At 71.5% G+C, this 14286-nt stretch carries 9 protein-coding genes; 1 reads left to right on the top strand and 8 read right to left on the bottom strand.

The window, feature by feature from the left end; all coding sequences use genetic code 11:
* Nucleotides 1-73: 73 nt before the first annotated feature.
* The 8 genes from L1885_RS11980 to L1885_RS11945 form a co-directional block, all read right to left on the bottom strand.
* The gene (locus L1885_RS11980; RefSeq protein WP_235797052.1) at nt 74-1084 is read right to left on the bottom strand and encodes a LacI family DNA-binding transcriptional regulator; all 1011 of its coding nucleotides are present in this window, start codon (nt 1082-1084) and stop codon (nt 74-76) included.
* A gap of 375 nt (nt 1085-1459) precedes the next feature.
* The gene (locus L1885_RS11975; RefSeq protein WP_235797051.1) at nt 1460-5731 is read right to left on the bottom strand and encodes a galactose-binding domain-containing protein; all 4272 of its coding nucleotides are present in this window, start codon (nt 5729-5731) and stop codon (nt 1460-1462) included.
* 409 nt (nt 5732-6140) lie between these two features.
* Nucleotides 6141-7829 carry a solute symporter family protein gene (locus tag L1885_RS11970; protein ID WP_235797050.1) on the bottom strand — a complete coding sequence of 563 codons (1689 nt, stop codon included), beginning with the start codon at nt 7827-7829 and terminating at the stop codon, nt 6141-6143.
* Nucleotides 7826-8332, bottom strand: coding sequence for a DUF485 domain-containing protein (locus L1885_RS11965; protein ID WP_235797054.1), 507 nt, complete (start codon nt 8330-8332; stop codon nt 7826-7828). Before L1885_RS11965 ends, L1885_RS11970 begins: the two co-directional genes overlap by 4 nt.
* A gap of 102 nt (nt 8333-8434) precedes the next feature.
* On the bottom strand, nt 8435-9130 hold the full coding sequence (locus tag L1885_RS11960) for a response regulator (protein WP_308117311.1): 696 nt from the start codon (nt 9128-9130) through the stop codon (nt 8435-8437).
* The gene (locus L1885_RS11955; protein ID WP_235797049.1) at nt 9127-10338 is read right to left on the bottom strand and encodes a sensor histidine kinase; all 1212 of its coding nucleotides are present in this window, start codon (nt 10336-10338) and stop codon (nt 9127-9129) included. Before L1885_RS11955 ends, L1885_RS11960 begins: the two co-directional genes overlap by 4 nt.
* Nucleotides 10335-10856 (bottom strand): DUF1453 domain-containing protein, encoded by a 522-nt coding sequence (locus tag L1885_RS11950; RefSeq protein ID WP_235797048.1) that lies wholly within the window; start codon nt 10854-10856, stop codon nt 10335-10337. The genes L1885_RS11955 and L1885_RS11950 overlap by 4 nt, the downstream gene beginning before the upstream one ends.
* A 209-nt stretch (nt 10857-11065) precedes the next feature.
* Nucleotides 11066-13192 carry a DNA gyrase/topoisomerase IV subunit B gene (locus L1885_RS11945; RefSeq protein ID WP_235797047.1) on the bottom strand — a complete coding sequence of 709 codons (2127 nt, stop codon included), beginning with the start codon at nt 13190-13192 and terminating at the stop codon, nt 11066-11068.
* Nucleotides 13193-13640: 448 nt separating this feature from the next.
* Between L1885_RS11945 and L1885_RS11940 the strand changes: the two genes are divergently transcribed.
* A complete protein-coding gene (locus L1885_RS11940; RefSeq protein ID WP_225014732.1) occupies nt 13641-13871 on the top strand; it encodes a DUF7455 domain-containing protein in 231 nt (76 codons plus the stop codon).
* Nucleotides 13872-14286 lie beyond the last annotated feature (415 nt).

Here is a 14286-nt window from a genome sequence, read left to right as displayed (position 1 = left end):
CGAGCGGCGGGAGAACAGCGGTGGGACGGCGGCGACGGGCCCGGCGGGCCGCGGCCGGCCGCCCGGCGGGACGTCAGCCCCGGGGGGCCTGCGCGGTGGAGCTGCGGACGACGAGCTCCGGCTCGAACAGCAGCTCGCCCGGCGGCACCGAGCCGCCCTGGATCTGTGCCGAGAGCATCTCCACGGCGGCCCTGCCCATCGCCTCGATGGGCTGGCGCACGGTGGTGAGCGGCGGTTCCATGCAGTTCATGAAGGCGCTGTCGTCGAAGCCGACGACGGAGACCTCGCCGGGCACCGCGAGCCCGCGCCGGCGGGCCGCGCGCACGGCCCCGAGCGCCATCGGGTCGCTCGCGCAGATGTACGCGGTGACTCCGCGGTCCAGCAGCCGGGACGTGGCCGCCTGGCCGCCCTCCAGCGAGAACATGGTGCGCTCGACGAACTCCTCGGGCAGCTCCGCCCCGGTGGCCCGCGCGGTCGCCCGGGCGGCCTCCAGCTTGCGCCGCGAGGGCACGTGGTCCTCCGGGCCGAGCACGAGGCCGATGCGCTCGTGGCCGAGGGAGGCGAGGTGGCGCCACGCCTGCTCCACGGCGACGGCGTCGTCGCAGGAGATGCAGGGGAAGTCGAGGTTTTCTATGGGGGCGTTGATCAGCACGACGGGGATCTTGCGCTCGGCCAGCAGCCGGTAGTGGTCGTGCGGCGCGTCGGCCTGCGCGAAGAGGCCACCCGCGAAGACGACGCCGGACACCTGCTGCTGGAGGAGCAGTTCCACGTAGTCCGCCTCGGAGACGCCGCCCTTGGTCTGCGTGCACAGCACGGGGGTCAGTCCCTGCTGGGCGAGCGCGCCGCCGATCACCTCCGCGAACGCGGGGAAGATCGGGTTCTGCAGCTCCGGGAGGACGAGACCGACCAGGCGGGCCCGTTCGCCGCGCAGTTGGGTGGGGCGCTCGTAGCCCAGGACGTCGAGCGCGGTCAGCACGGACTGGCGCGTGGCCTCGGAGACCCCCGGCTTGCCGTTGAGGACCCGGCTGACCGTGGCCTCGCTGACTCCAACCTTCTTGGCCACCTGAGCAAGTCGTCGCGTCATGAGTGCAAGACTATCGCAAGGGATGCAAGCTTCTTTCTCGTCCGTGTAAACGCTGCGACAAGCGGATGCCACCCGAAGTGACCGGCCGGCCACAAGGCAGGCGGCCGCGTCCCCGCCCCGGCGACTCCCCGAGCCGGGGTGAGCCGCAAGCGGAGGTCCCGTCGGGGCCGTTGCGGTCGCCCGCACCACGCCCCGTCCCAGGTGTCGGAAAACCGCCCGTGCCGTTCTCGGCCACGGCGCCGGGCGGCCCGTGCCCCGACTGCCGGGCGCCGCCACGCGAGCACGACGCGGATGGCGCCGGCGCCGTGGTCCGGCGCGCCGGCGCCACCGTCACGGCGGCGCGGGACCATGGACACGGTCCCGCGCCGCCCGCCCTCACGGGTTGATGGTGATCTTCATGGTGCTGGTGGTGTTCCGGACGTCCTGCACGTTGTCACTCAGCTTGAGCCCGTTGAACGTGACCTCGCCGACGGCCGGGCCCTGGCCCGCCTCCGGCAGTTCGTTCGCCCACAGGGCCCAGCCCGACTTGGCGTCGAACTGGTCGCCGCTCTTGTGCGCCCCGCTGATGGACACGTCGGTGAAGACGGTGTCCTTGATCGGGTTGAGCGCCTGCCCGCCCACGTAGTCGGTCTGGAACATGATCCCGCCGTAGGTGGGATCGGTGATGTCCAGGTCGCTCACGCGAATGCCCTGGAAGGGGTCGGTCGCCGAGAACACCCACACCGCGCCGAAGACCTGCGACCCCCAGAAGTGACCGCCGTCGCGGATCAGGGAGAGGCCCTTGACCACCGTCTGCGGGCTCGACCCGAACCCCGGGAAGGGGTAGCCGAAGTCGAGCGAGCTGAGGGTGAGACCGGCGTAGGTCAGGGTGTCGGAGACGGTGATGTTCTGCAGGGTGTTGCCCTGACCGCCGTAGACGGCGAGACCGGCCGCGCGCCACGGCAGCTTCGCCGTGAGGTTCTGGAACGTGTTGCCGGTCAGGGCCGAGGAGTTGTGGTCCTCGGCGGCGAACAGCGCGAAGCTGTCGTCGCCCGTCGTGCGGGCCTCGTCATTGCTCACGAGGTTGTTCTGGCTGCCGTTGGTGAGGTTGATGCCGTCGGCGAAGGTGTCCCTGATCCGCATGTCCGTGGCCTTCAGGCCGCTGACGTGCGTGCCCCAGATCGCGCACACCATGTGCTCGATCCAGACGTCGTCGACGGTGATGTTCGAGACGTCCGTGAGGTCGAACTCCTTGCCGGGGCCGTCGATGCGGGAGGTGTAGTTGCCGAAGGCCGCGAAGCCGGTGAACGAGGAACCGTTCGCCGAGGTCTCCACGCGGAAGCCGACGTCGGTGTTCTCCTGCGTGGACGGCGCGTCGAAGCGGGTGAACCAGGGTCCCGCGCCGACCACCTTGACCGGCTTGCCGTAGACCTGGAACTTGCTGGAGGTCTGGTAGTCGCCGGCCGGCAGGTAGACGCCCACGAGCTTGCCCGTGGTGTCCATGCGGACCTTGTCGAGCGCGTTCTGCACGTCCTGCTGGCCGAAGCCCGCCGGGGTCACGTACGTGGCCGGGTCGGGGTTCGCCACCTGTGCGGCCTGCTCCAGGTCCACGAAGTCGATCGCGTACTTGGAGGTGTTGGCCGCGTCCTTCTGCAGGCGGATCGTGCTGCCCGCCGGGACGGTCGTGCCGAGCAGCACGTTCGCCTCGTCGTAGACGTGCCGCGGGGCCCCGGAGCCCGGCGAGTTGCCCGGGCCGGTCTCCGCGCCGTACAGCCAGGCGTACTTGGAGTTGAGATCGATCGGCTTGAGGAGCTTGCCGTTGACGTAGATGTCGAGGGAGGCGTCGGTGCCGCCGCCCCCGGCGGAGTCCGGGATGGAGAAGCGCGTCACCAGCGAGTTCGTGGCGGCGCGGGTGGTGAACTCGACGTAGTTCCCGGTGTTGTTGAGCGTGACGGCCTTGCGGCCGGAGGCCTCGCCCGCCAGGTCGCCGATGGTGCGGTTCGGGCCGACGACCTGCGCGCCGCCGCCGAGGACGCCGTCCTCCGCCTCGTAGGTGTCGTACGGCATGTCGGCGCCGCGGCCGACGAAGAAGGACTGCGTGGAGGTGTTGTTGGCCTGCTTCACCGGGAGTTCGTTGGCGTCGTTCGCGACGACGACCTTCTCGGTGTACGAGCCGTCGGCCGCGGTCCACGTGCCCAGGTTGACCGGGGACGAGGTCGCGCCCGCGGCGAGGGCGCCGCTGAAGGAGCCGGTCAGGGTCTTGACCGTGCCGCCGGACGCGTTGAGCAGCGTCAGGGTGACGCCGTGCGAGCCGGACGCGGCGGCGACCGTGCCCTGGTTCTTCACCGCGACGGAGAAGGTGACGGTGTCACCGGCCGACGGCGCGGACGGGGAGGTGGCGACGCTGGTCGCGACCAGGTCCGAGCTGGCGACCGGCTTGACCACCAGGCTCGACGCGGCCGTGAAGGTGTTGTTGGTCTCGTTCGACTCGACGACCTTGTTGTCCGGGTCGGCGACGGCGCTGAGCTGGTACGTGCCGGCGTCCTTGGCGCCGATGTCCGCGGAGACCGTGGTCTGCGCGCCGGCGGCGAGGGCGCCGACGCTCGCGGCGCCGACCTTGGAACCGCCCAGGTTGAACTGGACGGTGCTCGCGGCGGCGGACAGCGCTCCCGCGTTCTTCACCGTCGCCGACAGAGTGATCGCGTCCGACTCGACGGGCGAGGCGGGCGACGCGCTCACCGACGTGACCTGGAGGTCCGGGTTGGGCGCCGGGGTGCCCAGGACCTGGAACTCCGCGACCTGGCCGGCGGGAGCACCGGTGTTGGAGTTGAACTTGAGCTGCACGTCGGCGACGCGCGCGGAGACCGGGATGGTCACCGTGTTGCCGCTCGCCGGGTCGAAGGAGTAGTCCTTGGCGGCCACCAGGCTGGTGAGGCCGGAGGCGTTCTGCTCCCGCCCGAGCACCTGGATGTTCTGCGTCCGCGCACCCCAGGACGAGTCGGGGTTGAGCTTGACGACGACGCTCTGCGTGTCGGCGTTCGCCCCGAGCTGCACGGTGAGGGTGTTCGGGTAACTGCCCCCCGCGCCCTCCCAGTAGGTGCTCGTGCTGTTGTCGTTGGCGTTCGTCGCGACGAAGGTGAACGTCGAGGAGGACGCGCTGATCGGCTTGCCGACGGCCAGGTTCGACGCCGTCCCGGAAGAGCCGTTGCGGGTCACACTGTTGCTGTTGCCCGAGGTGTTGCCGGCCGCGTCCTTGGCCCGGACGTAGTACGTGACGGTGCCGCTGCCCGCGCCCGTGTCGGTGTACGTGGTGACGTTGCCGGCGACCGAGCCGACGACCTTGTCGTCGCGGTAGATGTCGTAGCCCGTCACGCCCGTGTTGTCACTGGAGGCGGTCCAGGTCAGCTTGACCTGGCCGGACGCCGGTTCCGTGTAGGCGAGGCCGCCGGGCGCGGTGGGTGCCTGGGTGTCGCCGGTGTCCCCGGTGCGCGTCACACTGTTGCTGTTGCCGGAGACGTTGCCCGCCGCGTCCCGCGCCCGCACGAAGTAGGTGACGGTCGCGCTCGTCGGCTGGCTCTCGGTGTACGTGGTGACGTTGCCCGCGACGCTGCTCACCAGCTGGTTGTTGCGGTAGATGTCGTAACCCGTGACGCCGACGTCGTCGGTGGACGCCTGCCAGCCGAGCCGGATCTGCCCGGTGGCCGGCTGGGTGAGCGCGAGGCCCGAGGGCGCGCTGGGCGCCTGCGTGTCGCCGGTGGCGGGGCCGTAGATCTCGAACTCGGAGACCTGGCCCGCCGGCCAGGCCGTGTTGGCGGTGAAGCTCGCCCGGACGTAGCGGGTGGTCGTCGCGTTGAAGGTGATCGTGACGGTGTTGCCGGACGTCGGGCTGAACGCGTACGACTTCGACGCCGCGATGTCCGAGAAGCTGCTACCGTTGGTGGAGCCCTGGATCGTGAGGGTCTGGTTCCTGGCCTCCCAACCGGACGGCAGTTTCAGCACCACGCTGTTCACGGCCACGGAGGAGCCGAGGTCGGCCTGGATCCACTGCGGGAAGGCGTTGTTCTTGCTCTCCCAGTACGTCGACTGGTTGCCGTCGTTGGCGTTGGGCGCCGGGTAGACGTCGTTGAACCCGCTCGCCGTCATGGTCTTGCCGAGGGCCAGGTTCGGGGTGGCGGCGGCCGCCGCGGTGTGCACCTCCAGTTCCGACAACTGGGCCTTGTGGCCCACCGAGTTGCCGGTGATGACGGCGCGTATGTACCGCTCCCGGGTCGCCGGGAAGGCGATCGTCACGGTGTTGCCCGCGCCCGGGCTGAAGGTGTAGGTGGCCGACGTCTTGAGGGTCTCGAATCCGGTGCCGTTCTGGCTGCCCTGGAGCGACAGCGTCTGCTTGCGCGCCTTCCAGTCGCGGGGCAGCTTCAGGGTGACCTTGTCGACGCGCTTGACGGCTCCGAGGTCCCGCTGCACGGACTGCTCGCCCTTGCCCGTGCCCTGCCAGTAGGTGGACTGGTCCCCATCGGTGGCCTTCGCGGCGGCGGCCCGCGCCGCCGCCGCGCCCGCCGCGGACGGGGGGCCGCCCGCCGCCGCGGCGAGCGACGGCCAGCCGACCATCAGGAGGCTGGTGGTGGTGACGACGGCGAGTGTCCGCCGTCTCCGACGTAGCGATCTCATGGATCTCCGATCCTCGGCCTCGCACGGGGGCGGCGAGGCGCGGCTCTGCTCGGGCATCGACCCGCGGCATGCTTTCTGCATCGCATGGCGGAGTCTTTTGCGTATCGCGGTCAGAGAGTTGCAGAGAAATGCCATGTCGTCTACGTCTCGGACAGAACCGGCTTGTCATGCACGGCGCGCCCACCGACCGCCATATGCGCACACCAGTGGGGCGCGCGGCACAAGCGGGCTGACATTCACCGGACGCAAACGCTCAGAAAGGAACGCAACTTTTTGCGTGCCAGTTGCCGCGAGATGCGTACGGCTGCCGTCGGATGTCGTGCGGCACGACGGCGCCGGCCCGCTCCCGCGCAGCGTGGCGACGGTGAACGGGCCGGCGCAAGGCGCTGCCGATCGGACGCAACCGGTGTCAGACGGCCCCGGCGCCCGTGAGCGAGCGCACCTCCGTCTCGGCGTACGCGACCGGGTCCGCGGGCTCCCGGGAGAACCGGGTGCCGAGCCACCCGGCGAGGAATCCGCACGGGATCGACACGAGGCCGGGGTTCTCCAGCGGGAACACCTGGAAGTCCACGCCGGGGAACATCGCGTCGGGGCTCCCGGAGACCACCGGGGAGAGCACGACCAGCAGCACCGCGGGGACGAGACCCCCGTACACCGACCAGACCGCGCCGCGCGTCGTGAAGGAGCGCCAGAACAGCGAGTAGAGCAGGGCGGGCAGGTTGGCCGACGCGGAGACCGCGAACGCGAGCCCCACCAGGAACGCGACGTTCAGGTCCTGCGCCAGCAGGCTGAGGGCGATCGCGACCGCGCCGATCCCCGCGGCGGAGTAGCGCGCGACCGACACCTCGCTGCGCGGCTCGCGACGCGGGCCGGCCTCCGCCTCTTCGGGCTCCGCGCGCGAGTGGCCGTCCGCCGCCGCGCTCGGGCGGAGCCGGCGCTGCCGGGGGACGCGCGGCTTCGTCCGGGGCCTGCGCGAGGCGTACAGGTCGTGCGCGACCGACGCCGAGGACGCGAGCGTGACGCCTGCGACGACGGCGAGGATGGTCGCGAAGGCCACGGCGGCGACCACCGCGAACAGCACGGTGCCGCCCGTGGAGCCCGCTCCCCCGCCCAGGTTCAGGGCGAGGAGCGGGACGGCCGTGTTGCCCGCCGCGTTCGACGTGCGCACGGCGTCCGAGCCGACCAGCGCGGCCGCGCCGAAGCCGAGGACGATGGTCATCAGGTAGAAGCTGCCGATGAGCCCGATGGACCAGACGACGGACCGCCGTGCCGCCCGCGCGGTCGGCACGGTGTAGAACCGGGACAGGATGTGCGGCAGGCCCGCCGTGCCGAGCACCAGCGCCAGGCCGAGGCTGATGAAGTCGAGGCGTGCCGACCAACTGCCGCCGTACGCGCGGCCGGGGCCGAGGAAGTCCTTGCCGTAGTCGCTGTGCGCCGCGGCCCGCACCAGCAGGTCGTTCACGTTGCCGTGGAAGCGCAGCAGCACCAGGACCGTCAGCGCGACGGCACCGGCCATCAGCAGCACGGCCTTGACGATCTGGATCCAGGTCGTGGCCCGCATCCCGCCGAGCGTCACGTAGACCACCATCAGCGCGCCCACGCCGATCACCGTCAAGGTGCGCGCCGCGGGGCCCGAGCCGCCGAGCAGCAGCGCGACGAGGCTGCCCGCCCCCACCATCTGGGCGACGAGGTAGAGCACCGACACGGTCACCGAGGCGGTGCCGGAGGCGATGCGGACGGGGCGCTCGCGCATGCGCGCGGCGACGACGTCGGCCAGCGTGAACCGCCCCACGTTGCGCACCAGTTCGGCGACGAGGAGCAGCACCACGAGCCAGGCGACGAGGAAGCCGACGGAGTACAGCATCCCGTCGTAGCCGAACAGGGCGATCACGCCGGAGATGCCGAGGAAGGACGCGGCGGACATGTAGTCGCCCGCGATGGCGAAGCCGTTCTCCATCGGGGAGAACAGCCGCCCGCCCGCGTAGAACTCCTCGGCGGAGCCGTGGCGGTTGCGGCTCACCCACGTCGTGATGGCCAGCGTGACCACGATGAACGCGCTGAACAGAACGAGGGCCAGGGTCTGGTGGTCGCCTCTCACGACGCCCTCCCCCGACCGGCGTCCTGGCCGACGCCGCGGTCGAGCACCGTCCAGCGCAGTTCGAGCGCGGCGCGGTCCCGGTTCAGCCGGGCATGCCGCACGTACGCCCAGGTCAACACGAACGTGGTGAGGAACTGGGCGAGCCCGGCGATCATCGCCACGTTCACCGCGCCCGCGACCGGGTGGGCCATGAGCCCCGGCGCGAGGGTGGCCGCCAGCACGTAGGCCAGGTACCAGGTGAGGAAGGCGATGGCGGCCGGCACGACGAAGCCCCGGTAGCGGCCCCGCACCTCCAGGAAGGCGGCGCTGCTCTGGACCTCCTGGTAGATGTCCGCCGCGGTGTACGCGCGCGGCACCTCACGCCGGGGGCCCGGCACCCCCGCCGGGGAGGCGTCCTCGGTCCGGTCCCCGGCCGGCGCCGTGTCCGCGCCGCCGGCGCCGTACCGGGCGCCGTACCGGGGGCCGTCGGGCCGCACCGCCGCGGCCTCGCGCCCTTGCTGCATGTCCACCGGTCGAATCTCCTTGTCAGGCGGCCGTTTCGGCCGTCCGGCAAGCATGGCGGGAACGCGGGACCGACATGCCCGGTCCCGGACCTGTTCACCCCATCAGGTGACAGATGTCCCAGGAGGATCGATCAGTCCCCGTTGATAGGCGTATCGCACCGCCTGCGCCCGGTCGCGGACGCCCGTCTTCGCGAAGAGGTTGTTGATGTGCGTCTTCACCGTGGCGGGGCCGATGTGGAGGCGGCCGGCGATCTCCTTGTTGGACAGCCCCTCCGCGACGAGGGCGAGGACCTCGGCCTCCCGCGCGGTCAGGCCGTCCGGCAGTTCGGCGGGCGCCGCCGGGGCCGCCGCCTGCGGCTGCGTGAACCGCTCCAGCAGCCGCCGCTGCACCGCGGGGGCGAGTCCGGCCTGCCCGGCGAGCACGTCCTCGACCGCCCGCACGATCTCCTCGCCCTCGGCGTCCTTCGTGAGGTAGCCGCGCGCGCCCGCCTGGAGCGCCGCGAACAGCGACTCGTCGTCCGCGTACGTCGTCAGCACGACCACCTGGGTGCCCGGGTGCTCCTGACGGACCCTCCGGGTCGCCTCGACGCCGTCGCAGCGCGGCATCCGCAGGTCCATCAGGACGACGTCCGGCTCGAGTTCGGCGACGAGCGCGACGGCCTCCTCGCCGTCCCTGGCCGAGCCGACGACCTCGATGCCGGGCAGCAGGCCCAGCAGCATCACGATGCCCTCGCGCACCACGGCCTGGTCGTCGGCGACGACCACCCGTGCGGGCGCCCCGCCCGCCCCCGCGCTCACGCCGGCACTCGCAGCCGCACGCTGTACCCCTTCCCCTCGTCCTCGTCGGGGCCCGCGTCCAGCGTGCCGCCGAGCAGTTCCGCGCGCTCGCGCATCCCGAGAAGACCGTATCCGGAGCCGGAGGACGCCAGCTCGGCGGGGACGGCTCCCCTGCCGCCCGAGTCGCGCACGGACAGGACCAGTTCGTCGGGCGCGTACGTCAGGCCGATGCGCACGCGGGCACCCGGCGCGTGCTTGCGCACGTTCGTCAGTGCCTCCTGGACGACCCTGCGCACGGTCTGCGAGGCCTCCGCGCGCACCGGCCGCGGCGTGCCCGTCACCTCGATCTCCGCCCCGTCGCTCGCCGCGACCTCCCGCAGGTAGTCCCCGAGCGGCGCCATCTCGCCGCGCAGCGCCGACAGGGCCTGCCGGGTCTCGGAGAGCCCGTCGCGCGCCATGGCGCGGGCGGCGACGACGCGCTCCAGGATCTGGTCCCGGAACGGGCCGGGCTCCTCCTGCTCGATGCGCAGCCGTGCCGCCTCCAGGTGCACGAGCTGGGCCGAGAGGCTGTGCGCGAGCACGTCGTGGATGTCGCGGGCGATCCTGGCGCGTTCGCCGAGCGCGGCCGACTCGGCCTCGGCCGCGTGCGCCGCCCGTTCCTGGAGCTTGAGGCGGTGGCGGGACTCCGCGTCGAGCCTCAGGACGTACCCGCCGAGGCCGACGCCAAGGACCGTGACGGCCGCCGCGACCCACGTCTCGTCGTTGGCGACGGTGTAGCCGCCCAGGGCCACGGCGGTGAGCGGCACGGCGGCGGCGAGCGGCAGCCGCTGCATGACGACGACCGAGGTGCCGAAGCACAGGGCGCCCGTGGCCACGTCGTAGCCCTGCCACTGCGCGACGCCCGCCGCGGCCAGGAGCAGGATCACGCACCCGAGCGAGAGGGCGAGCTCCCGGAGCCTGCTGACCCGGCCGAAGGCCACGATCAGCGCGCCGCACAACACGATCCCGCCGGCGGCCGTGAGGGCGTCGGCCCAGCCGTGCACGTGCCGCTCGGCGAACATCGAGTAGATCAGGGCCGCCGGGATGACGGAGCGCATGAGCAGCCGGCGCAGGAGGCCGGCGTGCGCCGTGCCGCCGGCGGCCGCGCGCATCTGCGAGAACCCGAAGCGCGTCTCGCCGCCGTCGCGGGCTGGCCACGCCGTCCACGCCGTCGACGATGCTGGGGTCACACGCGGTCCTTCCACACCCGGTCTGCCACGGCCCCACGGTACGACGCGGCCGGTCGGGAGGACAGCGCGCCCGCGCGGTGCATGAGCAGCAGGCTGCGCAGCGCGAACGAGACGCCGAGCGTGATCAGCAGCGCGCCCTCCGACTGGTGGACGCCCGCCAGCGCGCCGAGACCCATGATCCCCACCCGCGCGGCCATGCCTCCCAGCCAGACCGCCGCGGTGCCCTTGGTGCCCCGGGACCAGCGGCTGCCGTCCGCCTCGGTCCACACCCGGCTCGTGAACGCCCAGCCGAAGCCCATGAGGACGCCGACCACCAGCTCGGCGGCGAGCAGGCCCGTGGAGACCGCGGAGTGGTGCGCGTCGACGATGTGGCCCTGGCGCAGTCCGAGGATCACCATGATCACCGGCATCACCAGCCACTTGCGGTCCCCGCCCCCGATCCGCTGGGGCCTGGCCTGGCGTGCGACGAGCAGCACGATCACGCCCACGATGACCAGCGCGTACAGCAGTGCGTCCATGACGACCCTCCGGCGACGACGTTTTCCGACCTCTCGAAGGTACAGAGAAAGCCCAGGTCAGCGGATCGGCGCCAGGGTGGAACGGAGGTGGAGATCCGCTCTCCACCCCGGGGTGGAGAGCGGCGGCGTCCCTCGGGGCGCGAGGGCGGCCGACGGCGCCGCACGCGGGCCCGGCTCCGCCGGGAGCGGGACCCGCGTGCGCGCGGCCGTCAGGTGTCGATGCGGGAGCGGTCGAGGGTGGCTGCGGAGCTGCTGATGAACTCCTTGCGCGGCGCGACCTCGTTGCCCATCAGCAGGTCGAAGACCTGCTCCGAGGCGTCCAGGTCGCTGATGTTGATGCGTCGCAGCGTCCGGTGGCGGGGGTCCATCGTCGTCTCCGCGAGCTGGTCGGCGTCCATCTCGCCGAGGCCCTTGTAGCGCTGGATGGAGTCCTTGTAGCGGACGTTCTTGCGCTGGAACTCCAGCAGCGTCTGGCGCAGCTCGGCGTCCGAGTAGGTGTAGACGTAGCGGTCCTGGCCCTTCTTGGGCTGCACCAGCTCGATCCGGTGCAGCGGCGGGACTGCCGCGAACACCCGGCCGGCCTCCACCATCGGGCGCATGTACCGCTGGAACAGCGTCAGCAGCAGGCACCGGATGTGCGCGCCGTCGACATCGGCGTCCACCAGCAGCACGATCTTGCCGTAGCGGGCGGCGTCGATGTCGAAGGTCCGGCCGGACCCCGCTCCTATGACCTGGATGATCGCGCCGCACTCCACGTTCTTCAGCATGTCCGAGACGGACGACTTCTGGACGTTGAGGATCTTGCCGCGGATGGGGAGCAGCGCCTGGAACTCGCTGTTGCGGGCGAGCTTGGCCGTGCCGAGGGCCGAGTCGCCCTCGACGATGAAGAGCTCGCTGCGGTCGACGGCGTCGCTGCGGCAGTCGGCCAGCTTCGCCGGCAGCGACGAGGACTCCAGGGCCGTCTTCCGGCGCTGCGCCTCCTTGTGCTGGCGGGCCGCGATGCGGGTGCGGGCGGCCGCGACGACCTTGTCGAGGACCGCGCGGGCCTGGGCCTTCGCGTCGCGCTTGGTGGAGGTGAGGAAGGCCTTCAGCTCCTTGGCGACGACGGCCGCGACGATCCGGTTGGCCGCCGAGGTGCCGAGCACCTCCTTGGTCTGGCCCTCGAACTGCGGCTCGGCGAGGCGGACCGTGACGACGGCCGTCAGGCCCTCCAGGGCGTCGTCCTTGACGACGTCGTCCTCGGCGACGCGCAGCAGCTTCGCGGAGCGCAGCACCTCGTTGACCGTCTTCGTCACGGAGCGCTCGAAGCCCGTGACGTGGGTGCCGCCCTTGGGCGTGGCGATGATGTTGACGAAGGACCTGACCGCCGTCTCGTAGCCGGTGCCCCAGCGCAGCGCGATGTCGACGCCCAGCTCCCGGGTGACCTCCGTCGGCGTCATGTGGCCGCGGTCGTCGAGGACCGGGACGGTCTCCTTGAACGTGCCCTGCCCGGAGAGCCTGAGCACGTCGCACACGGCCTTGTCCTGCGCCAGGTACTCGCAGAACTCGCTGATCCCGCCGTCGTAGTGGAAGGTCTCCACGCTCGGGCGGCCGCCCTCCGCGCCCTCGGCGAACCGCTCGTCGCGCACGACGATCGTCAGGCCGGGAACCAGGAAGGCCGTCTGGCGCGCCCGCTGGTACAGCGTCTCCAGGGAGAGCTTCGCGTCCTTGAGGAAGATCTGCCGGTCCGCCCAGTAGCGCACGCGGGTGCCCGTGCGGGTCTTCGGCACACGCTTGCCCTTGAGCAGGCCGCTCGTGGGGTCGAACGGCGCGTCGGGGCCCTGCTCGGTGAAGATGCCGGGGACCCCGCGGCGGAAGCTGACGGAGTGCGTGGCGCCTCCGCGGTCCACCTCGACGTCCAGCCGCGCGGAGAGCGCGTTCACGACGGAGGCACCGACGCCGTGCAGGCCGCCGGAGGCCGCGTAGGACCCGCCGCCGAACTTGCCGCCGGCGTGCAGCTTGGTCATCACGACCTCGACGCCCGACAGACCCGTCTTCGGTTCGACGTCCACGGGGATGCCGCGGCCGTTGTCCTTGACCTCCACCGACCCGTCGTCGTGGAGGATCACGTCGATGTGGTCGCAGTAGCCGCCCAGGGCCTCGTCGACGGAGTTGTCGATGATCTCCCACAGGCAGTGCATGAGGCCGCGGCTGTCGGTGGACCCGATGTACATGCCGGGTCGCTTGCGTACGGCCTCGAGACCTTCGAGAACGAGCAGGTGCCGCGCGGTGTAGTTGGAACCGTCACGGTCCGCTGTCAGCAGCGCGGTGGACGGCACGGACGTATCGGCGGTCACTCGGTTCGCTCCTCGCTGAATTTGAGATCTGGCCCTGTGGGGTAAAGGCCCGGCTCCGGTCATCGGTCAGAGGGTACAGAGGCCTGGTAGAGCCGTTGTCACGCCACCCTCGTCCGGCGCCATGCTAGTGCACGTTCGCATGCGTGTTCGAGGAACGGCGATCGTGCAGCACAGCTCACGTTCCCTTCCAGGCATGAACCATTTAGGCTCCGGGCACGTCCTCATCAACAACCGGCAAGCCGGCCGGGAGGACCGAGGACCAGCACCACCCCCCGACATCGATGCGAAATCCGTAAAGCTCAGCAATACGGCTCATTCGCCGCCAACCGTCATCAGTCCAGCACTTCGGAAGAATTTTTTTCGAGGATCGGTCGCGAGCGGGAACGTTTTCGGCCTGGTTGGATGTTGACCCTGGTACGACAGCTCGTCGAGCTAGAGAAGAGGCGACGTGACTACTGTTCTGACCCCCGCGAGCCCCCTGACGGCGGGCGACCGCTGTGACCGATGCGGCGCCCAGGCCTACCTGCGCGTCCTGCTGAGCAGTGGCGGTGAGCTGCTCTTCTGTGCCCACCACGGGCGCAAGTTCGAGCCGGAACTCAAGAAGATCGCCGCGGAAATACAGGACGAGACCGACCGGCTCACGGCGGTCCCTGCCGTGGCCGGTGACGAGGAGCGCTGACGCCTCGCACCACACACGACGAGCCGAGGGCCGTACGGACGGCCAATGGGCGGCCGCCACCGCGTCACGCGGTGGTGGGCCGCCCGTTCTCATGTCCGGGGGCGGGTTGAGCCCGGCGTGACGGCCTTCGCGCGGCGAGGCGTTCCCGCGTCCCCGTGCAGGGGGCGGGATCTCGCGCCTTTCCTAACGCGGGGAAGCCCGCATCTCACGTTTTCGCGTTTCCACGGTCTCGCGTTCTCGCGTTCTCGCGTTCTCGCGCAGGAACGATCGGAGCGGGGCCGTCGGGCCGGCGGCGCGGGGCGACCCGGGTGGCCCCCGGAACGCGTCTGACGGCGTCCAGGAGTCCCGCGACCGCTCCCCGCGCCGAGGGGGCCCGCGCCCCCGCCCCCAGCCGCCGACGACCGCGCAGGCGGGC

The sequence above is a fragment of the Streptomyces fuscigenes genome, assembly GCF_021556455.1.
Classification (GTDB): domain Bacteria; phylum Actinomycetota; class Actinomycetes; order Streptomycetales; family Streptomycetaceae; genus Streptomyces; species Streptomyces fuscigenes.
Note: the sequence above shows the minus strand (reverse complement) of the source record. Positions and strands in the feature narration are given on the sequence as shown.

What these genes read in the sequence shown, in the direction of transcription:
- L1885_RS11965 (WP_235797054.1), bottom strand. Translation starts at nt 8,332, where the DNA reads ATGCAGCAAGGGCGCGAGGCCGCGGCGGTGCGGCCCGACGGCCCCCGG.
- L1885_RS11975 (WP_235797051.1), bottom strand. Translation starts at nt 5,731, where the DNA reads ATGAGATCGCTACGTCGGAGACGGCGGACACTCGCCGTCGTCACCACC.
- L1885_RS11950 (WP_235797048.1), bottom strand. Translation starts at nt 10,856, where the DNA reads ATGGACGCACTGCTGTACGCGCTGGTCATCGTGGGCGTGATCGTGCTG.
- L1885_RS11980 (WP_235797052.1), bottom strand. Translation starts at nt 1,084, where the DNA reads ATGACGCGACGACTTGCTCAGGTGGCCAAGAAGGTTGGAGTCAGCGAG.